Origin of the sequence: Neorhizobium sp. DAR64862/K0K3 (assembly GCF_050500185.1) — a bacterium.
GTDB classification, from domain to species: Bacteria; Pseudomonadota; Alphaproteobacteria; order Rhizobiales; family Rhizobiaceae; genus Neorhizobium; species Neorhizobium soli.
This window is the reverse complement of the sequence record NZ_CP191450.1, coordinates 484,004-504,520: the sequence shown is the minus strand read 5'-3', so window position 1 is coordinate 504,520 and position 20,517 is coordinate 484,004. Positions and strand designations below refer to the sequence as shown.

General features: G+C 61.0%; 20 protein-coding genes and 1 riboswitch. Of the genes, 13 read left to right on the top strand and 7 right to left on the bottom strand.

What is annotated here, in order from left to right; all coding sequences use genetic code 11:
* The first annotated feature begins 3 nt into the window (after positions 1-3).
* The 5 genes from ACQY1L_RS19175 to ACQY1L_RS19155 all read left to right on the top strand — a co-directional run bounded on the left by ACQY1L_RS19175 (position 4) and on the right by ACQY1L_RS19155 (position 5,509).
* A complete protein-coding gene (locus tag ACQY1L_RS19175; protein ID WP_062459626.1) occupies positions 4-1,068 on the top strand; it encodes an ABC transporter ATP-binding protein in 1,065 nt (354 codons plus the stop codon).
* Between the two features lie 144 nt (positions 1,069-1,212).
* On the top strand, positions 1,213-1,608 hold the full coding sequence (locus ACQY1L_RS19170) for a hypothetical protein (protein WP_430262112.1): 396 nt from the start codon (positions 1,213-1,215) through the stop codon (positions 1,606-1,608).
* A gap of 43 nt (positions 1,609-1,651) precedes the next feature.
* The gene (locus ACQY1L_RS19165; protein ID WP_430245617.1) at positions 1,652-2,149 is read left to right on the top strand and encodes a copper chaperone PCu(A)C; all 498 of its coding nucleotides are present in this window, start codon (positions 1,652-1,654) and stop codon (positions 2,147-2,149) included.
* Entirely contained in the window at positions 2,149-2,733 is a 585-nt protein-coding gene (locus ACQY1L_RS19160) for an SCO family protein (protein ID WP_430245615.1), read from the top strand. Before ACQY1L_RS19165 ends, ACQY1L_RS19160 begins: the two co-directional genes overlap by 1 nt.
* A gap of 232 nt (positions 2,734-2,965) precedes the next feature.
* The gene (locus ACQY1L_RS19155; protein WP_430245613.1) at positions 2,966-5,509 is read left to right on the top strand and encodes an EAL domain-containing protein; all 2,544 of its coding nucleotides are present in this window, start codon (positions 2,966-2,968) and stop codon (positions 5,507-5,509) included.
* Positions 5,510-5,615: 106 nt separating this feature from the next.
* Here the strand turns inward: ACQY1L_RS19155 and ACQY1L_RS19150 are convergent, their stop codons facing one another.
* A complete protein-coding gene (locus ACQY1L_RS19150) occupies positions 5,616-5,861 on the bottom strand; it encodes a DUF2934 domain-containing protein (protein WP_062459613.1) in 246 nt (81 codons plus the stop codon).
* Positions 5,862-6,021: 160 nt separating this feature from the next.
* A riboswitch (TPP riboswitch) is annotated at positions 6,022-6,124 on the top strand.
* 133 nt (positions 6,125-6,257) lie between these two features.
* Here ACQY1L_RS19150 and ACQY1L_RS19145 point away from each other — a divergent pair.
* The 8 genes from ACQY1L_RS19145 to ACQY1L_RS19110 are packed head-to-tail and all read left to right on the top strand — an operon-like array spanning position 6,258 to position 12,648.
* The gene (locus ACQY1L_RS19145) at positions 6,258-7,022 is read left to right on the top strand and encodes an ABC transporter permease (protein ID WP_430245611.1); all 765 of its coding nucleotides are present in this window, start codon (positions 6,258-6,260) and stop codon (positions 7,020-7,022) included.
* 16 nt (positions 7,023-7,038) lie between these two features.
* Positions 7,039-7,983, top strand: coding sequence for an ABC transporter substrate-binding protein (locus ACQY1L_RS19140; RefSeq protein WP_430245609.1), 945 nt, complete (start codon positions 7,039-7,041; stop codon positions 7,981-7,983).
* Positions 7,983-8,723: a hydroxyethylthiazole kinase gene (locus tag ACQY1L_RS19135; protein ID WP_430245607.1), complete on the top strand. Its 741-nt coding sequence runs from the start codon at positions 7,983-7,985 to the stop codon at positions 8,721-8,723. The genes ACQY1L_RS19140 and ACQY1L_RS19135 overlap by 1 nt, the downstream gene beginning before the upstream one ends.
* Entirely contained in the window at positions 8,713-9,372 is a 660-nt protein-coding gene (gene thiE / locus ACQY1L_RS19130) for a thiamine phosphate synthase (RefSeq protein ID WP_430245604.1), read from the top strand. Before ACQY1L_RS19135 ends, thiE begins: the two co-directional genes overlap by 11 nt.
* On the top strand, positions 9,369-10,169 hold the full coding sequence (gene thiD / locus ACQY1L_RS19125; protein WP_113111491.1) for a bifunctional hydroxymethylpyrimidine kinase/phosphomethylpyrimidine kinase: 801 nt from the start codon (positions 9,369-9,371) through the stop codon (positions 10,167-10,169). The genes thiE and thiD overlap by 4 nt, the downstream gene beginning before the upstream one ends.
* The gene (locus tag ACQY1L_RS19120; protein ID WP_430249783.1) at positions 10,166-10,960 is read left to right on the top strand and encodes an ABC transporter permease subunit; all 795 of its coding nucleotides are present in this window, start codon (positions 10,166-10,168) and stop codon (positions 10,958-10,960) included. Before thiD ends, ACQY1L_RS19120 begins: the two co-directional genes overlap by 4 nt.
* On the top strand, positions 10,957-11,661 hold the full coding sequence (locus ACQY1L_RS19115; RefSeq protein ID WP_430245601.1) for an ABC transporter ATP-binding protein: 705 nt from the start codon (positions 10,957-10,959) through the stop codon (positions 11,659-11,661). Before ACQY1L_RS19120 ends, ACQY1L_RS19115 begins: the two co-directional genes overlap by 4 nt.
* A gap of 33 nt (positions 11,662-11,694) precedes the next feature.
* On the top strand, positions 11,695-12,648 hold the full coding sequence (locus ACQY1L_RS19110; RefSeq protein ID WP_430245600.1) for an aliphatic sulfonate ABC transporter substrate-binding protein: 954 nt from the start codon (positions 11,695-11,697) through the stop codon (positions 12,646-12,648).
* Between the two features lie 163 nt (positions 12,649-12,811).
* Here ACQY1L_RS19110 and ACQY1L_RS19105 read toward each other — a convergent pair whose 3' ends face one another.
* From ACQY1L_RS19105 to ACQY1L_RS19080, 6 genes are read right to left on the bottom strand one after another with little or no spacing between them, the layout of a single operon-like run.
* Positions 12,812-14,032: a M20 family metallopeptidase gene (locus ACQY1L_RS19105; protein WP_430245598.1), complete on the bottom strand. Its 1,221-nt coding sequence runs from the start codon at positions 14,030-14,032 to the stop codon at positions 12,812-12,814.
* Between the two features lie 22 nt (positions 14,033-14,054).
* Positions 14,055-15,698 (bottom strand): nickel ABC transporter ATP-binding protein NikE, encoded by a 1,644-nt coding sequence (nikE, locus tag ACQY1L_RS19100; RefSeq protein WP_430245596.1) that lies wholly within the window; start codon positions 15,696-15,698, stop codon positions 14,055-14,057.
* A 10-nt stretch (positions 15,699-15,708) separates the two neighbouring features.
* Positions 15,709-16,533 (bottom strand): ABC transporter permease, encoded by an 825-nt coding sequence (locus tag ACQY1L_RS19095; protein WP_430245594.1) that lies wholly within the window; start codon positions 16,531-16,533, stop codon positions 15,709-15,711.
* Positions 16,526-17,473, bottom strand: coding sequence for an ABC transporter permease (locus ACQY1L_RS19090; protein ID WP_092663122.1), 948 nt, complete (start codon positions 17,471-17,473; stop codon positions 16,526-16,528). Before ACQY1L_RS19090 ends, ACQY1L_RS19095 begins: the two co-directional genes overlap by 8 nt.
* A 58-nt stretch (positions 17,474-17,531) precedes the next feature.
* A complete protein-coding gene (locus tag ACQY1L_RS19085; RefSeq protein WP_174197668.1) occupies positions 17,532-19,082 on the bottom strand; it encodes an ABC transporter substrate-binding protein in 1,551 nt (516 codons plus the stop codon).
* A 40-nt stretch (positions 19,083-19,122) separates the two neighbouring features.
* Entirely contained in the window at positions 19,123-20,388 is a 1,266-nt protein-coding gene (locus ACQY1L_RS19080) for a M20 family metallopeptidase (RefSeq protein ID WP_430245592.1), read from the bottom strand.
* Positions 20,389-20,517 lie beyond the last annotated feature (129 nt).

Genomic DNA, 20,517 nt, shown 5'->3' with positions numbered 1-20,517 from the left:
ATCATGGCATCGGTTGGCCTTACAAACGTTCGCAAGAGCTACGGCGCGCTCCAGGTGGTCCACGATATCTCGCTGTCGGTCGATGACGGCGAATTCATCGCCCTGGTTGGGCCGTCGGGCTGCGGAAAGTCGACGCTGCTGCGCATGATCGCGGGGCTTGAAGACATCAGCGACGGCGAAGTCACGATCGGCGGCACGGTGGTCAATGCCATGACGCCGCGGGAACGCAACATTGCCATGGTGTTCCAGTCCTACGCACTCTACCCGCACATGACGGTCGGCGAGAACATGGGCTTCAACCTCAAGCTTGCCGGTGTCACCAAGCCTGACATCGCCACCCGCGTCGGAGAAGCAGCCCGCATGCTGGCGCTCGAAGATCTTCTGGACCGCAAGCCCAGCCAGCTTTCCGGCGGGCAACGACAGCGCGTCGCGATGGGACGGGCGATCGTGCGCGATCCAGCCGTGTTTCTGTTCGACGAGCCCCTCTCCAACCTCGACGCCAAACTTCGCGTCCAGATGCGCACCGAGATCAAGGCGTTGCACCAGAAGGTCGGCACGACGTCCATCTACGTGACGCATGACCAGATCGAGGCGATGACCCTTGCCGACCGGATCGTCGTTCTCAACGCCGGCCGCATCGAGCAGGTCGGCACGCCGATGGAGCTCTACCGGACACCCGCCAACCTCTTCGTCGCGGGCTTCATCGGCTCACCCGCGATGAACCTTCTCGACGGCACGATCGACGGCGAAAACGACAGGCCGGTCGTTCGTCTGGCGGAAGGATCCGCAATCGACATTTCGCCGCTGCGCAAGGTCCGTCGCGGCCAGAGCGTCAAGCTTGGGCTCCGCCCGGAACACCTGACGGCCGGTGGCGACAATATCGGTGGCGAAACGCTGCTCGTCGAACCCACGGGCGCGCAAACACACGTCCTGTTCGAATTTGCCGGTCAGCAGATGACAGCGATCGTCGACGGAGATCATCCTGTCCGACACGGGACTCAGTTTCGCGCCGGCATCGACAAAAACCTTGTCTACGTCTTCGACCGGGAAAGCGGCGTGAGCCTCTAACGCCGATTCAGCGCTGCACGTGATCGGGAGGGTCGTCTGCCCGCTCGGCTCACCTGCGTCACAATGTCCTTGTGGTTGCAACTCATTGCATGGGTTGCCGTAACTCATTATGAGCTTGGGCTGCACGATGAGCTGATAGGCGAGATGATCCGGCGTTTTGGGCAGATTAGACAGGTAGGGTTGCGCATTCTCTGCAGCCTTGCGTTTCTGTTGCTCGGATTTGCCAATTCCCATCCGACCGCCAATGCGCGCTCGATCGAGACCATCGCGATTGCGTCCTACATCCTCCCGGACGGAAGTCTGCCTGTTCTTTGCCTTCCCTCAAAAGCCGGGAAAACGCAGCACCATAAAGGTGAAAGCAAGATCTCCTGCGACGGCTGCCGGCATGTGACGGCATCAATACTGCCACTGCCGACAGATACGTTGGGTGCGCCGATCCTGCGCGAGATCGTTCACGCCCATTCCGGAACCGACGAGAGCCCTCCTCGGTTCGTCCTGCTGACTGGCACCTCGGCCAGAGGGCCTCCTGTTCGTAGCTGATGAGAAAGCAAAACCAATTCTGCTACGTCAAAGGCGAATACCCATGTCGACAATCCGAGCGAAATTTCTTGTAGCGGCCGTGGCATTGATGCTGCCCAGCACCGCATCTTCCCAGCACATGCATGCACCCGGGACCGGCGATATCACGATCGAATCCGCCTATTCCCGCGCCATGCTGCCGGTGGCAAAGGTCGGAGGGGGTTACCTGACGATCAACAACGCCGGCGCGGCCGATCGGCTTGTCGGAGCAAAGTCGGATCGTGCCGAAGAAGTCCAGATCCACGAGATGAAGATGACCGGCGCCGTGATGGAAATGCGGGAACTGGACAAGGGCATCCCCGTGCCGGCCAAGTCTACCGTCAAGCTGGAACCCGGTGGCTATCATCTCATGTTCACGAATGTCTCTAGACCTTTCAAGGAGGGCGAGACGCTGGCGGTCACGCTGATCTTCGAAAAGGCCGGGCCGATCGAGGTCGAGTTTGCCGTCGGACCGTTTGCCGGCGCGCAGAAGCCTCATGCCGCACACGGAGGTCACGACTGATGACGAAGAACCCGTTCATGCTGGTTGCCACAACGATCTCGGCAATTTTCATCACTGTCCTCGTCGGAATCCTCTTCTTCACGTTCAAGGATGAGCCAAGAAACACCACATTCAATACCGCGTTTTCTCTGATCAACGATCGGGGAGAAGCAATCGATCAGTCGATCTTCAAGGGCAACCCGTCACTGGTCTATTTCGGCTACACGCATTGCCCGGAAGCCTGCCCGACGACGCTTTATGAAGTTGCTGGATACCTCAAGGAACTGGGTGAAGATGGCCTGCCGATCAAAAGCTACCTGTTCACGGTCGATCCGGAACGGGACACTCCTGACATTATGAACGGCTATGTCACCGCGTTTTCCGACCGGATCACGGGGGTGACCGGAACGCCTGAAGAGATCCGGCGGGTGGTCGCCGGATGGCGCGCATTTGCGGAAAAGAAGCCGAACAAGAGTGGCGGTTATTCCATGAGCCACACGATGGATCTGTTCCTGATCGGTGCGGATGGCCGGTTGAAGGGGCTCATTCCCTATGGCTCGGATCCCGACGTCGCCATCAGCAAGATCCGCAGCGCGCTCCTGTAGTCTCACGAGCGGAGTCATAGCTCATGGCGGCCATCGAACCAACGTAGGTGCCGACAGATACGCATCGGTTCTTAAATTAAGCCATGCTAATCTATTCTTAAGCGGTCTCTGACATTGCTTTTCCGCAAGTGTGGAAAGTGCCATGATCTCTGGTCGACAAATCGGTCCGGCAAATCGGAAATCTGCACAGCAGGTTTTGACGAAAGGACCCGCGTCCGCCAAGGACAGCATTTTGTCGAAGCGACGACTTTCCGAAGCCCTCTCAACCGATGCGATCTGGCCGGCATTTCAGCCGCTTGTCGATCTGCAGAGCGGTGCGATCATCGGCTTTGAGGTTCTTGCGCGTTGGACCGATTCTGAAGCAGGTGCCATCGCACCTTCAGATTTCATTCCGTTCGCAGAAACCAGCAATCTGATTGGCGCTTTGACGCAAAAGATCGTCCAGGATGCCTGTCGCAAAGCTGCAAGCTGGAGGGGAGACTTTGTCCTCGCGATCAACCTGTCGCCGACGCAGTTTCAGGACCCAGACCTCTTCCACTTTCTGGCTTCGATAATCTCGGAAACCGGGTTTCCGATGAACCGGATCCATATCGAAATGACGGAAAGCGCACTGCTCGATGACGATACAGTCGTCCGGGAAAACATTGCATCGCTCAAGTCTGCCGGCATGGGCATCTCCCTCGACGACTTCGGGACCGGCTTTGCCAGCCTGACGCGGCTTCACGCGTTCCCCTTCGACAAACTGAAGATCGACACAAGCTTCGTGCGCTCCATGCAGCATGACAGCGGCAGCCGGAAAATCGTCGCCTCGGTCATTGGGCTGGGGCAAAGCCTTGGCATGACGGTTGTTGCCGAAGGCGTTGAAACCGAAGAACAAGCAGAAATGCTGAAGCGTCTTGGTTGCGACGTTGGACAGGGGTGGCTGTTTGGCAGACCTGTCGACGGTGATGCGACAGAACGGCTTCTCGCTGTCAGCAAGCAGAAGCCACTCACGGAACGCCGCGGAACCGGCTCGCTGTTCCAGCGGGTCCATCAACTGGAAACGCTCTATGAGGCGGCACCGGTCGGTCTCTGCTTTCTCGATTCAGACTTGCGCCATGTCAGTGTAAACAATCGGTTCGCTGCAATGCTGGGATTAACGCCCGAGCAGATGATCGGGCTCACCGTTCACAGTTTCATGCCGGCACGAGAGGCGCGCCGGGTCACCAAAGATCTTCAGCGAGTCCTTGCGGGCGAGCCTTTGATTGTGGACGAATATCGTCCGCCCGGAAGTGAGAACATTCTCCTCGTGGTGAACCAGCGGGTCGATGACGACGCCGGCGAGCCGATCGGCATTTCGGTCACGGCGATCGATGTTACCGGTCACAAGTCGATGGAAAAGGCGCTGACCGAGACGGAAGACCACGCACGATGGTCGATCGAACTCAGCCCCAACATTCCCTGGTCGAGCGATGCCGAAGGCATTGTCAATTTCATGGGGCCAACGCCAGACCCGACGATGTCCAGGATGCGTGACCGGATCGCGGACTGGTACGGTCGGATGCATCCGGACGACAGTTTGCGGGTTCGACGGGAATGGCTTGGATGGCTGCCATCCGGCGACCCCTTTGAAACCAGGTTTCGCATGCGTCTGCACGACGACAGCTGGCGATGGATGGTCAGTCGAGCAAAGCCTCATCGCGATGCGACCGGCAAGATCGTGAAATGGTACGGCACCATCACCGAGATCGTGCCCACGGAGGTCCCGCTGGACGGGAAAGTATCCGTGAAGGCTCCTCATGTCTGGCATGATCCGGACCAGGCTGATGTCCTGCCGACGCAACACTTGATCTCGATGCTGATGAGGATGTTTGAGTCCGCGCCCATTGCCATGGCCATCACGACGAGCGACACGAAAACCTCGAGCTACGTCAAAGTCAACGATGCCTATCTGAAGCTCACCGGCCTGAAATGGGACGAGATCAACGGAAAGAAGCTGATTTCCGAGGGTGCCGCGATCGACAATCCCGCCCGCGACAGACGGCACCGGCTGTTGCGCGAGGACGGCGCCTACGAGCTCGAAGATGTTGAGATTGCTCATTCGGATGGTACGATCATCCCAACCCTGATTTCTGCGCAACGCACGATCGTCGATGGCGTTTCATTCGATGTGGAGGTCATTGTCGATGTGTCTGCCCGTGTCAGGCAGCAGCGCGCTATCGAAAGCGCTCTGAAAACCTCCGCGCAGACCGATGCCCTGTCAGGACTCCCAAACCGAGCCTGTTTTGATGAGGTTGTTGCCGGAGAGGTTGCCCGCAACCTGCTCAATGACAGAAAGCTCGCCATCGCCTACATCGATCTCAACGGCTTCAAGATCGTCAACGACAGTCTGGGGCATTCCGCAGGCGACGAAGTCCTGCGAACGATCTCGGCGAGACTTCGCGAAAGTTTCCGAGCGACGGATTTCATCGCCAGGGTCGGAGGAGACGAGTTTGCTATTCTTCTCGACATGGATCGCAAGTTTGCGGGCGATATGCAGACCCATATTCAGGAAACGATGGAAAGGGTGTTCAAGCCGATCCCCATCGATGGCCAGGTGACATTCACGGGTGCCGCGGTCGGCGTTACGTTCCTAAAGGCCGAAGACACGCCGCAAACTTATGTCAAACGCGCTGACGACTATATGTATCTGGCGAAAGCCACCGGAAAACGGGTGGCCGTCGTGTGTTTCGGTCAGGTTCTCGATCCCCCGACGACGCATAAAGTGGACCGGACGAACGGTGTTCGCGACGGCTGAAGTGTGTCGACGGCCGAACTATCGGCAGCCGATATTTCGAGGTGTTGTGCCAAGCCCTTTCGTGCAGGGCAGGTCTGATACCTATCCAGACTGCCGCTGGTCGTCGTCAGTCCGGCGCGACTGACGACGGAGGCCGGATTGTGGCGGCATCGTCGGCCGCTGCATCGTTCTCTCCACCAAACGCGGCATCAGCCTGCTGGTTGACCTTGGTTACATCGTCGCTTTCCTGATCCGACATGTCGGCTGGATGCTCGGAACGCTTCCAGTGATCGTCATGGGACCCTTCAGGACGGCCTTCTTCCTCCCACAGTCTGTAGGCCCGTTCGCGCTGTTCCTGTTCTCTATCGGTCATGGTTGCTCCTCCTAAGTTGCGAAGACATAACCAGCGGACGGGCCCCGGGTTTCCGGGAGGCGGATGACATACAATAAAATTTTTGTCAGCTCGCCGCGCAGGCTCTGCCGGACAGCGATCGCAAGCGATTGACAAAGGCCGTTTCTTTGTCCAACCTTAGCGTCATTCCGAGGGGAGCATCGAACGGTGCTGAGATGGCGGTGAGCCGGACCCTTGAACCTGATCCGGGTCATACCGGCGTAGGAACGGAAACGGCGCAATACCGCACCTCTTTCTTATTCTCCGCTCGCCTGGATCTCCATGATGTCAAGGTCAGGAGATCAGCCATGCTTACGCTCTCGAGAAATTCCCGAATAGGACGAATGCGGTTCGACGGTTTCACGCCGCGGCACTGACATGCAATCCCGGTTCGCAGCCCTCGGGCTTTTTCTGCTGCTGGTAGGCTGGCAGATAGCCGTTCAGGTCTTTTCGCCGCCACACTATTTTTTGCCGTCACCGCTCGCGGTGGTGCAGGCATTGGTGCGTCAGAGCAGCTTCCTCGCTCATCATACCGCTGTCACCATCACCGAGATTTTTGCAGGTCTCGTCGCCGGCAGCATCTTCGGTGCGGCGGTCGCGTTTCTCGTTGTGGCATTCCCGCGCACCGGCAGGCTTGTCTGGCCGATCATTCTTATCCTGCAGACCTTTCCGGTCTTCGTGCTGGCACCCATCCTGGTGCTCTGGCTCGGTTTCGGCATGGCGTCGAAAGTGATGATGACGACGCTCGTCATCTTCTTCCCGGTCGCCTCCGCCTTCGCAGATGGCCTGAGGCGGACGGAACCGGCGATCCTGGAAGCCGCCGCGCTGACAAGAGCGACGCCCTGGCAGATCCTTGTGAGGCTCAGAACACCGCTTGCGCTGCCGGCGCTCGTGTCCGGTCTGCGCGTCGCCGTGCCGCTCGCGCCGCTGGGTGCCGTGATCGGCGAATGGGTCGGGGCTTCAGCCGGGCTCGGCTTCGTCATGGTTCAGGCGAACGCCCGCATGCAGACCGACACCGTGTTCGCAGCCATGACCATCCTGGCCCTGACCAGCGTCGCGCTGCGCCTCGGTTTCGACCGTCTCGTAAAGGGACGCCCCCATTGGGCAATCGAGACCGAACCACAGACACAGTTATCATCGTGAGGAGAGACGACCACCCATGAAACGCATGTTTCTGGCCTTTGCCATTGCCCTATCCGTGAGCATGACTGCGTCCGCCACCCAGGCGGCAGAAAAGCTCACCGTCATGCTTGAATGGTTCGTGAACCCGGACCATGCGCCGCTCGTGATTGCCGCCCAGAACGGCTATTTCGAAGACGCCGGCCTCGATGTCGAGCTGGTGCCTCCCGCCGACCCGTCGACGGTGCCTCGCCTCGTTGCCGCCGGCCAGGCCGATATCGGCATCCACTACCAACCGAACCTCTATCTCGATCGTGCAGCCGGCCTGCCGCTCAAGCGAATCGGTACCCTCGTCGAAACGCCCTTGAATACGGTGACGGTTCTCGCCGATGGCCCGATCAAGAGCCTCAAGGACCTGCGCGGCAAGAAGGTCGGCTTTTCCGTCACGGGTTTCGAAGACGCGATGCTGAAGCGCATGCTCGAGGGAGAAGGCGTTGCACTTACCGAGGTCGAACTGATCAACGTCAATTTCGCCCTCTCGCCATCGCTGATCGGCGGCAAGGTCGACGCCACGCTCGGCGGCTTCAGAAACTTCGAACTGACGCAGATGCGGATCGAAGGGCACGAGGGCCGTTCCTTCTTTCCGGAAGAACACGGCGTCCCCGTTTATGACGAGCTGATCTTCATCACGCGCGACGGGCTGGCGACAGATCCTCGCCTGCCCCGCTTTCTCGAAGCCGTCGAGAAGGCTGCAATCTTCCTGACCAATCACCCCGATGATGCCTGGAAACTGTTCATCAAGACCTATCCCAACCTCGACGACCCGCTCAATCGTCAGGCGTTCACCGACACGCTGCCGCGTTTCGCCAAACGGCCTGCAGCGCTGGATCGGGGTCGCTACCAGCGCTTCGGTGAGTTCATGGCCGCGAGCGGCCTCATTCCGCAGGCGCCGCCGGTCGAAGATCTAGCGATCGAAATCCGGTGATGACAATGAACAATTCCCCGACGCCGCAACAGGCCGGCGATCGCCTGGCACGTGTGCGGGCCCGGCGCCCACGCGTCCATTGTCTGATGAACACGGTGGTGCAGAAATTCGTCGCCGATGGTCTCACCGCGATCGGCGCCATTCCGTCGATGAGCTCCTCCCCGGATGAAATCGTCGGTTTCGTCTCGAAAGCGGATGTCCTCGTCGTCAATCTCGGTACACTGGATGCAGACCGTCGCAAGGTCATCGACCTGGCCGTCGATGTTGCAATTGATCAGGGGAAACCATGGATCCTCGATCCCGTGCATAGCGATTATTCCCCGGTCCGGCTTGAGTTTGCAAAGACATTGATCGCCCGCGGGCCGACGGCCCTTCGCGGCAATAGCGCAGAGATGGCGCTGTTCGGAGACATAGGCGAAAAACTGACAATCGAGACCGGTGCTCACGACCGGCTGACCGATGGCACACGCACCGTCACTGTCCGCAACGGCCATAGATGGATGGCGGATGTCACCGGGACCGGGTGCCTTTCAGGCGGCATCATCGCTGCCTTTCTTGCCATCGAACCGGATGCACTGGCTGCGGCCGCTGCGGCCTTGGCGACGACCGGTGTTGCAGCCGAACAGGCCGCCGAGCACGCGCGCGGCCCCGGCAGTTTCGCCGTTGCTTTCCTGGATGCGCTGTCAGCGCTCACGGCCGAAGAGCTCAGTTTGCACGGAAGGATCGACCATGAAACTTGACTACCGACTGAACCCGATCGTCGATGCCGGTCTTTCCGATATCGGCGATCTCGTGGATCTCGCAGCAATCGCCGCTCGAAACGGCGCGACGCTGATCCAGTACCGCGACAAGACCGCCTCCACCCGGCAGATGATCGACATGGCGATAAGCATCAAGGCTGCCCTCGAAGGCACCGGCGTGCCGCTGGTGGTCAACGACCGTGTCGATGTGGCGCTCGCTTCAGGCGCTGACGGCGTGCATCTGGGTGCTGACGACATGGATGCGGGGACTGCACGGCGGCTGCTCGGCCCCGACGCCATCATCGGTCTCACCGTCAAGACACGTGCCGATGCGGAACGCGCCGGACGAGCGCAGGCCAGCTATGCCTGTGTCGGCGGAGTGTTCGAGACCCTGTCGAAACAGAACCCCGATCCTCCGGTCGGCTTTGAGGGCTTTCGGGATCTGCGGGAGCGGTTGCGACAACTAGATCCGACCCTCCCGGTCGGCGCCATCGCGGGCATCGGGCTGGAGCAGGTGCGAAGCGTCATCGACGCCGGTGCTGACGGTGTCGCGGTCATTTCGGCAATCTTCCGGGCACCGGACCCTGCAGACGCCTGCCGCAGTTTTCGGCGCCTTGTCGATGATGCCTTGAGCGAGGGTAAGCAATGACATCAGTTGCCATGACGATTGCCGGTTCCGACAGCGGTGGCGGCGCCGGCATTCAGGCCGATATCAAGACATTCTCCGCCCTCGACGTCTTCGCCACCAGCGTCATCACGGCGGTGACCGCCCAGAACACGCGGGGCGTAAGCGCCGTCGAGGACATCTCGCCGACAATGATCCGGGAGCAGATGCGCGCAGTGCTTGCCGATATCGGGGTGCATGCGATCAAGATCGGCATGGTGTCCCGCTGCGAAACAATCCTCGCGGTTGCCGAGGGTCTGGCGGACTATCGCGGTCCCGTCGTCCTCGATCCCGTCATGGTCGCGACCTCTGGAGACCGGCTGCTGCGCAAGGATGCAATCTCCGCCCTGATTGCCAGCCTCGTTCCGAAAGCGACGATCGTGACGCCGAACCTGCCTGAAGCTGCACTGCTGACCGGCATGCCCGTTGCCGAAACGCGGTCGGATATGATCCGTCAGGCGGAGGTGATCCTGAACGCCGGGGCCAGCGCCGTGCTGATCAAGGGAGGGCATGGAACCGGCCGCGACAGCATCGATCTCCTCTTCGACCAGTCAGGCGTGACGGAGTTCTCGGCCCCCCGTGTCGATACGAAAAACGACCATGGCACGGGCTGCACGCTTGCCGCAGCCATCACCGCCGGCCTCGCCCGCGGCCTGACGCTGCACGAGGCCGTGGGAGCGGCGAAGACGTACCTCCAGGACGCTCTCATCGCCGGAAAAGCCCTTTCGATCGGCGGCGGGCATGGTCCGGTCCACCACTTCCACAGGTGGTGGCCGGCATGAGCTTGGGAATCGCGGGGCCTGCGAGGGCCGGACGCATGACGCAATTCGCGTCGCGACTGGCCTCGCCGGTTGCCCTCCTCGTCATCTGGCAGATCGCCAGCATGACGGGACTGCTGTCGCCGCGCATTCTTGCCGGACCGAGCAACATCATCGCAACGGCCGGACGCCTCATCGCGTCCGGCGAACTGATCAGCGGTCTGATCGTATCGTCCCTGCGGGTGCTTGCCGGCTTTTCGATAGCGCTCGTCGCCGGGATTGTTCTGGCGCTGATCTCCGGTCTGTCGCGTCTTGGAGAAACGATCATCGACCCACCGATCCAGATGCTGAAGGCCATGCCGTTCCTGGGTCTTCTGCCGCTGTTCATCCTCTGGTTCGGAATCGGCGAGATGCCGAAGATCGGGCTCGTCGCCTTCGGCGCCATCTTTCCGATCTATCTCACCCTTTATGGCGGCATTCGCGGCATTGACAGGAAGCTGATCGAGGCGGGGCAGATGATGGACCTCGGCACGACAAGCATCATTCGCCATATCGTCATTCCTGGCGCCCTGCCCTCGCTGCTCGTGGGCGTCCGATACGGCCTCAGCGTCGCCTGGCTCAGCCTCGTCGTCGGCGAACAGATCAATGCCTCCAGTGGTATCGGATACACGATTTCCTATGCCCGCGACTTTATGCAGACAGATGTCATCGTCGTCTGCCTTCTAGTCTACGCCATCTTAGGCCTGCTGACCGATGGTCTCGTACGCATGATCGAGGCTTATGCGCTGCGCTGGCGTCCGGTGGTGTTCGGTTGATCCCCCTCGTCGACATCAGGCAACTCACCCGCTCGTTTGGCGGCGCGGCCGTTCTCGACGGCATCGACCTCGCCATGGCGCCCGGCGAATTCGTCGCCCTGCTCGGCCGCAGTGGTTCCGGAAAAACCACGCTGCTGCGCATTCTGGCAGGGCTCGATACCTCTCCAGCCGAAAAGCTTCAGCTGACCACCCGCCGTTCAGTGGTTTTCCAGGAACCGCGCCTGCTGCCGTGGAAAAGCGTCATCGACAACGTCGCGCTCGGTCTGCTCCACCCGGATGCGCGAGCGCTGGCGACCCAGGCACTGGAGGAAGTCGGCCTGTCGCACCGGCTCGATGCCTGGCCGCTGACGCTGTCGGGCGGCGAGGCGCAGCGATCGGCGCTTGCGCGGGCGCTGGTCCGCGAACCTCAACTGCTGCTGCTGGACGAACCGTTTGCCTCCCTCGACGCGCTGACCCGGTTGCGAATGCATGAGCTCGTCCTCGCGTTGTGGCGCAAGCATTGCCCGGCCGTGCTGCTCGTCACCCATGATGTCTGGGAAGCCGTCGCCCTTGCCGACCGTATCCTGGTGCTCGACCAGGGACGTTTAGTGCTCGAAATCAAGGTCGATATCGACCGCCCCCGCCGCCGCGACGACCCCAGAACAGGCCGTATCGAAGCGGCGCTTCTGGAGGAGCTCGGCGTCCTTCCCACGCAAGACTGACTTCCGTACCCAAATAGCAGATCGGACTAAGCCATGATCACCAAGCGTATTCTCCTTGCCGCTGTCACCCTCGTCGCTGCCGCAGCCGTGTTCGCCCCCTCTGTGCAGGCAGCCGATCCGGTGGTGCGGATCGGCTGGTTGCGGGGACCCAACGACATCACGCTCGCCAAGTCGCGGGGCACGCTGGAAAAGGCGCTGTCCGAAAAGGGCATCAAGGTCGAGTGGGCCGGCCCCTTCCCGGCGGCGGCACCCGCTTTCGAAGCGCTCAACGCCGGCAGCATCGATATCACGGCCGGCAGCTCGACATCGGCGATTGCAGCCCTTTCCGCAAAAATCCCGCTGGTAATCTTTGCCTATCAGAAGATGGCGCCAGGCTCTGAGGGCATCGTGGCGACGAAGGGTTCCGGCATCGCCACCATCAGGGACCTCGCGGGCAAGAAGGTGGCCGTGAACCGCGGGGGAACGGGGGAATATCTGCTGATGCGCGGACTGGAGACGAACTGGATTGATCAGACGAGCGTCGAACGCGTCTATCTCAGCCCCAGCGACAGTGGCCCAAGCTTCAGCCAAGGCCATGTTGACGCCTGGGCGACCTGGGATCCGTTCCTGACCATCGCGGAAAAGGCCTATGACGGCACGGTCATCGCCGATGGCGCCGCCATCAGGTCCGACAACGCTGTCGTTCTTGTCGCGAGCCGCGAATTCGCCAAGGACAAGGCCGATCAGCTGCAGCTCGTCTTCGATGTCATCAAAGCGGAAAACGCCTGGGCAGTCGCCAACAAGCCGGAGGCCGGGGCGATCTGGGCGAAGGAAATGAACGTACCGGCGGAACTCGGGGCGAAGATCGGCGAAAACAATGCGGTGCCGACGACAGGCGTTTCCGAAACGGACGTGAAGCAGATCAATGCCGTGGCTGAGTGGTACGTAACAAGCGGTATCATTCCGGCTGTGCCCGATATCGCTGACGGCGTCGTCGAGCTGAAGTAAGTCTCGACTGGCTCGCCCGGCCTCTGCGTCGCTCGGGGTCGATTGCCGGCAAAATCGTACTGCCCCCTGCGCGATGCAGCCACGCATCGAAAGTCCGTGTCAGATTGAAAGATGGCCTCCCAAGCGAAAGCGATATTGCGATCGATACGCCCGGGAACAGGTCTCAGGCCACTTCGCAAATATCGAGGATGGTCAGCATGTAGACGCGGATCATGTCGAGGAAATCGACGATGTCGACGCGCTCGTCCGGCATGGTGTTGTAGCGACCACCCGGGCCGCAGACGATGCCTTCCATGCCAAGCTCGTGGTAGAGATGGCCGGCATCTGTGCCGTAGAAACGCGTCGGCGTGATCGCGCCGGTCGGCTGCTTCTCCCCTCGGACAGCCTCATAGGCCGCATTGATCGATTTGACGATGCGGCTATCCGGCGAAACCTCGAAGGGCGGCATCAGAGGGCGGCCTTCGATCATCTCGGGGACGAGCTTCGCCTTCAGGCCCGGGAAACGGCCTTCGAGTGCCCGCAACTCATCGGCCAGATCGGCGAGAACGCCTTCCTGCGTCTGGCCCGGTGCATAACGGCACGACCCTTTGAGGCGAACGAAGTCGGCCACCTGCGGCGGACGCCATTCCTCGAGGTCGCGACCGAGCGCGCCGTGGACGACGCCCACATGGCCGCGGTTGATCGAGCGGTGGACATCGCTTCTGGCACCGCTGAAGGTCATCGCATTGATGCGCGGGATGATATCGCAGGCGGCGGCAATCGCGTCGACGGATTCCTCGCGCTTCGACAGGTGGCGGGTGTCGCCGGTCAGCTCGATGACATAGCTCAGTGCTGCCGCATGCATGGTGACGGCAACGAGGTCGCTCGGTTCGCTGTTGATGAAATAGTCGGCCTTCACGCCGCTTTTGATCGCCGCAAGTGTCCCGACGCCGCCCTGCAATTCGCCGACGACGAAGGTCAGGATCACGTCGCCCTTGAGCTTGACGCCCGCTTCAAGCAGCGTCTTCACCGCGCAGAAATAGGCGGCATCGCCGGCCTTCATGTTGGAAACGCCGATACCGTAGATGAATTTGTCGTCGACGAGACCGGCATAGGGGTCGACGGTCCAGCCCTCGGTGACCGGATTGGTATCGAGATGGCCGTTGAATAGCAGGCTCTTGCCGCCGCCTTGGCCTTTCAGGCGACCGATCGTGTTGAACCGCCGACCGTCGTCGAAGGGCTGCAGCTCGGCTTCGACGCCGATCTTTGCAAGCTCAGCCGCCATCCAGCGCGCCAGAACCTTCTCGCCCTCCGTCTCCGAATGGCTCTTGTGCTGAACCATCTTCGACAGAAAATCGAGGCAGGCCTTTTCGTCGATCCGATCCACGAGGGATTTCGGGTCCATTGTCATGCTCCTTGATGCGGTATTACTGGTATTGAGCGGCGGCGCGCGGCACCGCCTCGATCAGGCGGCGGGTGTATTCCGCCCGGTCGGGACTATCGATCTCGGACGCCTTCACCACCTCGATCAGATCGCCGCGATACATGACGGCGATCCGGTGGGCGATCTGGCGGATCAGGTTGAGATCGTGGGTGATGAAGAGGTATGCGGTACCGCTGGCCTTCTGCAGCTCCAGCAGCAGCTCGACGACGGAGGCCTGCACCGAGACGTCGAGCGCAGAGGTGATTTCGTCGCAGATGACCAGCTTCGGTTTGGAGGCGAAGGCACGGGCAATCGCCACGCGCTGCTTTTCGCCGCCCGAAAGCTGATGCGGATAGCGGTGTGCGTGGGTGCGCGGCAGGCGCACTTGCTCCAGCATGTCGCCGACCTGTCGCTCAAGATCGCTGGCATCGCCGAACAGTTTCAGCGGCCGCGAAAGGATCTCGAATATCTTCTGACGCGGATTGAGCGAGGCATCCGGGTGCTGGAAAATGATCTGCACGTCCTTGCGATAGGCATTGTCCATATCGCCGAGATTGCGGATTTCGCGTCCTTCGAACCGGATCTTGCCCTCGAACCGATTGAGGCCGGTCATGGCCTTGGCGAGCGTCGATTTACCCGAGCCGGATTCACCGACAATGCCGAGGATTTCTCCCGGACTGATGCTGAGGCTGATCGCATTGTTGCCGGTCACGCGCTCGGTCTTCCTGCCGGTGAGGGCTGAAAGAAACGGCTTTCGACCGAAATGGACGCTGACATTCTCGACCTCGACCAGCGGCTTGTCCGCCGGAGCGACTTCATCCGCGACTAGCCGGCGGGCCGGATCGGGAACCGCGTTGATCAGCTCGCGGGTATAGTCCTGTTGCGGATTGGTGAAGATGTCACGCACCGTTCCCTGCTCGACGATCTCGCCGCGCTTGATGACCGCGACGCGGCCGGCGGTGCGGGCAACCAGCGCAAGGTCGTGCGAGATGTAGAGCGAGGCGACGCCGGTTTCGGCCTGCAGCTCGACGAAGAGATCGAGGATCTGTCGCGAGGTGATGACGTCGAGTGCGGTGGTCGGCTCGTCGAAGATGATGCATTCGGGATTGCAGGCAAACGCCGAGGCGATGACGACGCGCTGCTTTTCGCCACCGGATGCCTCATGCGGCATGCGGTGCATCATCTGCGCTGGCGTCTTCAGGCCGACATGGGCAAGCCGCGCCTCTCCTTCCGTCCATGCCTGCTGCCAGGACAGGCCGCGGTGGCGCACGAGAACCTCGGCCAGTTGTTTGCCGAGCGAGAGGGTCGGATTGAGCGATGTGCTTGGATCCTGGAACACCATGCTGATATGCCGTCCGCGAAACGTTTCCATTTCGCGCTCCGCCTTTTCCAGCAGATTGTCTGAGCCCAGCAAGATACGTCCGCCGGGCTCGCGGGCGTTCTTGGGCAGGTAGCGCATGATCGACCATGCAAGCGACGTCTTGCCCGATCCGGATTCTCCGACGAGGCCAAGGATCTCGCCGCGGTGGATGGCAAGGTCGATGTTCTTCAGCGCGTGAAACGGGCCGTTGGTGGTCTCGTAATCCAGCGAATAGTTCTCGATTGTGAGAACTGGGGTATCGGGCGAAGGGTGTTCGGTAGTGGTCATGATTTTCACCTCAGGCCCGCGGATTGAGGGCATCGCGGAGACCGTCGCCCAGGAGGTTGAAACCGACGGCGACGATCGCGATCGCCACGCTCGGCCAGATCAGGATGCCAGCGGAAAGATGCATGTAGCGGCGCGCTTCCGATACCATCAGTCCCCATTCGGCAGCCGGTGGCTGGGCGCCGAGACCGAGAAAGCTTAAGGTCGCAAACAGCATCACCGCGAAGGACACGCGAATGGTCATCTCGACGATGATCGGTGCAATCACGTTCGGCAGCATTTCGCGGCGGATGATGTAGCCGGCACTTTCGCCCCGTGCGACGGCCGCGTTGACGTAGTCCTGCTTTCGCACCGACAGCGCAACGCTGCGGGTGATGCGGGCCATGCCCGGCGCAAAAGCGATGGCGACGGCGACCAGCGCATTGACGGTGCTGGAGCCGAGAAGGTTGACCACCAGAAGGGCAAACAGCAGGCTCGGTATCGACATGACGGCATCGATGGTGCGCATGATCAACTCGTCCGCACGACCGCCGAGAAAGGCGGAGGCGGTTCCGATCAGCGCCCCGATCAGGGTGCCGACGATGGTGGCGAGAACCGCCATGACGACGGTGGCACGCGCTCCGATCAGAAGCCGGCTGAAAATATCGCGACCATACTGGTCGGTGCCGAGCCAGTAGGTGAGGCTCGGACCTTTATAGCGTGCAAGAGGTGACAACTTTTCCGGATCGTGCGGCGCGACCATAGGACCGAAGACGACGACTAGCAGCACGAACACGACGAGGAAAATTCCGATCGCGCCCTGCGGCGTCTTCAACAGACGTTTCGTGAAATCAATCATACTGGATCCTCTTGTCGAGCCAGGCATAGAGGATGTCGGCGATGAAATTGACGATCGAATAGGTGGCAGCCATGATCAGTACGCCGGCCTGGATCGCCGGCAAGTCGCGGGCCTGGATGGCGACGATCAGCTGGCGTCCGATGCCCGGAATGGCAAAGATCTCTTCCACGACGATGACGCCGCCCAGAAGATAACCGACATCGAGCGCGACAATGGTGATGGTGGGAAGAAGCGCGTTGCGCAGCGCATGGCGGCGCAGAACCTGTCCACGGGAAATGCCCTTCAGCCGGGCGGCGCGGATATAGTCGGTATGCAGCACGTCCACCAGTTCGGACCGAACCATGCGCGAAACATGGGCAATTAGGATGATCGAGATGACGCAGACGGGCAGGACGAGATGGGCGATCCCGCGGGAAAAGTCCTCGGTCAGCGGCACGTAACCGGTCGGCGGCAGCCACTTCAGCCAGTCGGCGAAGAACAGCACGGCGACAGTTGCCGTCACGAATTCCGGAAGTGCGACGCCCGCATAGGAGATCAGGCTCACCACCATGTCGGCGACCTTGCCGCGGCGGATGGCGGCGATAATGCCGAGCGGGATCGCGAGAACCAGCATCAGGCCGATCGACAGGAAGGCCAGAAGCAGCGAACGACCGAGCGCTTCGAACATGACCGGACCCACCGGTTGGCCGGTGCGCAGAGATGTTCCGAGATCACCCTGAACCACATGCCACAGCCAGGTCAGATACTGCTGCCAGATCGGCGCGTTCAGGCCCATGGTCGCACGCAGCGCGTCGAGCGCTTCCTGGGTCGCGTTTTCGCCCAACATCATGACGGCCGCATCGGCCGGCAGGACCTGGGTTATGGCAAAGACGATCAGCGACACGACGAACAGCGTGTAGACGATCATCACCAGCCGCTTGGCTATGTAATTCGGGGACAGGGTCGTGTTCCTCTGACAAGAGAGCCGGACGCCTGGCGGCGTCCGGCAGGTTTTAAGATCAGCCGCGCTTCGGTGCGTCTGCTGTCAGCGAGACATAGTCGAGACGGAACACGGATGCGCGCGGATGCGCTTCGTAACCTGAAACCCAGCTGCGCTTAGCCGAGAGGACGTCGAAGAAGGACGGAATGATCGAGGGAACCTCCTCGTTCATGATCTCTTGCGCCTTGGTGTAGAGCTCGGTCCGCTTGTCGGTGTCGATCGTTCCGCGCGCTTCGTTGACCAGGGCATCGAAGGCCTTGTTGTTCCAGCGCGTCTCGTTCCAGGAGGCATCCGACGTGTAGAGCAGCTTGAAGATGCCGTCAGGGGTGGGCTGCATGTTGTAGAAACCGACGTAGAACGAGCCCTTCTTCCACACCTGCTCGAGGTAGGTCGCATGCGGCATCGTCTGCACGTTGATGGTGATGCCGACTTCCTTGGCCATTTCCTTCAGCGCGACGGCAAGCTGCGTGCGAACAGCGGGGCGGTCGGAGGCGACAAGGGTGGCTTCAAAACCGTTCGGGAACCCGGCTTCTGCAAGCAGCTTCTTGGCTTCCTCGATGTTCTGCTCGCGCTGCTTGACGCCCTTGAAGAACTGGTAGGAGCCGTTGAGCGGCGTGTCGTTACCCTGTGTTCCGAAACCTTCGGTGACGAAACCGACCATTGCCTCACGATCGACGGTCAGTGCGATGGCGCGGCGAACGCGCGGATCGTTGAAGGGCGCCGTATCGCAACCGAAGTTGATGTTGCAGAACTGGCCGGACGGCGTGCGCAGCACGTCGACGCCATCGCTGCCGTCGAGGCGCAGATATTCGGTCGGCTGGATGGTGGAGACGATGTCGACATCGCCAGACATCATCGCGGAACCTTCAGCGGAAATGTCCGGGAAGACCTGCACTTCGACGCGGTCAAGATAAGGACGAGCCGGGTCGTAATATTTCTCGTTGCGCTCGACGACGATCAGGCGATCGGGCTCATAGGAGACCAGCTTGAACGGACCCGTACCGACGGCTTTGGTCGACAGGCTCTTCAGGTCGCCGGTGGCGATCGAAGCCGGAATGATGCGGGCGCTTGTATAGGCCATGGAAACGGGAAGGTCGGCATAGGCGCCGGTCAGCTTGAACATGACGGTTGCGTCGTCGACGGCAACGATATCGGCGATCGGACCGACATTGTTACGGCCGGGAGATGCTGTTGCCGGATCAAGGATTGCCTTGAAGGTTGCGACGACGTCCTTGGCCGTGAAGGGCGAGCCATCGTGGAAAGTGACGCCGGTGCGAAGCTTGAACGTCCACTCGGTCAGCGCCTCGTTCGGTGTCCAGCTTTCGGCCAGATCCGGCTCGACCGACATGTCGACCTTGAGACGGGTGAGGTTGCTGTAGAGCAGCTCGGTCACCAGGTATTCCGGGTTGACGCGGGTCAGAAGCGGGTGGATGACGCTGACGGCCTGGTCGACGGAGATTTTCAGCGTACCGCCCTTGGCCGGTGCTGCGGCCTGGGCAGAGCCCAGCGATGGCGTTGCGAGAATGGCGGCGGTGCCGGCCAGGAAGAAGCGGCGTTTCATTTCCAGCATGTTTATCGTTCCCTTTATGCTTCGATGCTGCTTGGTATGGTTATATGCGACTTTCGGGCATGGCCTCGGCAGCGAAATCCGCCGCGAGATAGGCGAGAATGCTTTTTGCGAGTGCGATGATGTCCTGTCGGGTCGTGTGCTCTTCCGGGCTGTGGATGCAGCTTTCCGGGCGGCCGAGGCCACCGAGCAATACTTCAGGGCCAAAGCCGGCCTTCTGGACATAGCCGAAGTCCGAACAGCTGGCGGCGCCCCATTTCTGAAAATCGTTCGGCTCGTATCCGAAGCCGAGCGAAAGCGCCTGTTGCCAGCGCGGCCAGTGCGGGCCATCGGGATCGTCGGTCGGGATCAGATGACCGACAAGATCGACTTTTAGCCCGAGCTCTGTCCCTTCGATGCAATTTCGGATCGTCGCTTCGATCTCGGCGCGTGCGTCCTCATAGCTTTCCTCCGGGGCATATCGACGGCTGACGAGGATCTTTACCTCGGCCGGAACCTGCCCGCCCGCTGTGCCGCCGTTGACGGCGGATATGGTCAGCTGTGGCCGCAGCGGCCCGGTTGCATGCGGCGGCGGCGCGAGCTTGGATGCGCGCTTTGCCACTTCGGGTTTTAAGGCTGCGAGCGCGTTCAGAACCGGCAGCGCCCCCTCGATGGCATTCACACCCGCGCCGGTGCGATTGCCCTCGCCGGCATGGACCGCATGGCCGGTAATCGTGACCTGCAGGTTGAAGATGCCGAAGCAGCCCGCCCAGATGCGTGGTGCGGCCGTTCCGTTGAAATTGAGGATATGCCCCTTGAGCATGCCCTGTTCCGCGAGATAGCGGATGCCGGGATAGAGACCGCCTTCTTCATCCGTACACAGGAGCAGCATCGGATCGTAAGCGAGAGAAACGCCGCATTCGCGTGCCGCCCGAAGCGCCAGAAGCGTCGCAGCGATTGTGCCCTTCATGTCGGCGGCACCAAGCCCGAAAAGGTCATCGCCTTCGACCGTCAGCTTCAGCGGATCGCGGCTCCAGCCGGGAGCGACAGGCACCGTATCGACATGATAGTAGAGACCGCAGACAGGCAGGTCCGTTTCGCGCCTCGCAACGAGATTGATGCGTTCGCCCGACGCCGGTCCGCCCTCGACATACCAGAGGTCGTGAGGCACCGTCACACGCTCGAATTCGAAGCCGAGCGGCATCAGCAACTCGGTCATCAAATCGGCAAACGCGCCATAGCCTTCGCCCGGCGGAAAGGTGGTGTCGACCGCAACCATCCGTGCAAGATCCTGCACGGCCATCTCGACATCGCGGTCAATCGCTGCCATGGCAGACGTCAGGGGCTCAGAAGTGGTGCCTGGTTGCTGTAGGCTCATCTCGGTCGTCCTCCGCATTCCGGCAGCCTTCACAACTCGGCTCATTAATATAAACTATATAGTAATACAGCGTAGATCGGC

Coding starts and splice junctions, on each gene's coding strand:
- ACQY1L_RS19175 (WP_062459626.1), top strand. CDS start 4: ATGGCATCGGTTGGCCTTACAAACGTTCGCAAGAGCTACGGCGCGCTC.
- ACQY1L_RS19170 (WP_430262112.1), top strand. CDS start 1,213: ATGATCCGGCGTTTTGGGCAGATTAGACAGGTAGGGTTGCGCATTCTC.
- ACQY1L_RS19165 (WP_430245617.1), top strand. CDS start 1,652: ATGTCGACAATCCGAGCGAAATTTCTTGTAGCGGCCGTGGCATTGATG.
- ACQY1L_RS19160 (WP_430245615.1), top strand. CDS start 2,149: ATGACGAAGAACCCGTTCATGCTGGTTGCCACAACGATCTCGGCAATT.
- ACQY1L_RS19150 (WP_062459613.1), bottom strand. CDS start 5,861: ATGACCGATAGAGAACAGGAACAGCGCGAACGGGCCTACAGACTGTGG.
- ACQY1L_RS19145 (WP_430245611.1), top strand. CDS start 6,258: ATGCAATCCCGGTTCGCAGCCCTCGGGCTTTTTCTGCTGCTGGTAGGC.
- ACQY1L_RS19140 (WP_430245609.1), top strand. CDS start 7,039: ATGAAACGCATGTTTCTGGCCTTTGCCATTGCCCTATCCGTGAGCATG.
- ACQY1L_RS19135 (WP_430245607.1), top strand. CDS start 7,983: ATGACAATGAACAATTCCCCGACGCCGCAACAGGCCGGCGATCGCCTG.
- thiE (WP_430245604.1), top strand. CDS start 8,713: ATGAAACTTGACTACCGACTGAACCCGATCGTCGATGCCGGTCTTTCC.
- thiD (WP_113111491.1), top strand. CDS start 9,369: ATGACATCAGTTGCCATGACGATTGCCGGTTCCGACAGCGGTGGCGGC.
- ACQY1L_RS19120 (WP_430249783.1), top strand. CDS start 10,166: ATGAGCTTGGGAATCGCGGGGCCTGCGAGGGCCGGACGCATGACGCAA.
- ACQY1L_RS19110 (WP_430245600.1), top strand. CDS start 11,695: ATGATCACCAAGCGTATTCTCCTTGCCGCTGTCACCCTCGTCGCTGCC.
- ACQY1L_RS19105 (WP_430245598.1), bottom strand. CDS start 14,032: ATGGACCCGAAATCCCTCGTGGATCGGATCGACGAAAAGGCCTGCCTC.
- nikE (WP_430245596.1), bottom strand. CDS start 15,698: ATGACCACTACCGAACACCCTTCGCCCGATACCCCAGTTCTCACAATC.
- ACQY1L_RS19095 (WP_430245594.1), bottom strand. CDS start 16,533: ATGATTGATTTCACGAAACGTCTGTTGAAGACGCCGCAGGGCGCGATC.
- ACQY1L_RS19085 (WP_174197668.1), bottom strand. CDS start 19,082: ATGCTGGAAATGAAACGCCGCTTCTTCCTGGCCGGCACCGCCGCCATT.
- ACQY1L_RS19080 (WP_430245592.1), bottom strand. CDS start 20,388: ATGGCAGCGATTGACCGCGATGTCGAGATGGCCGTGCAGGATCTTGCA.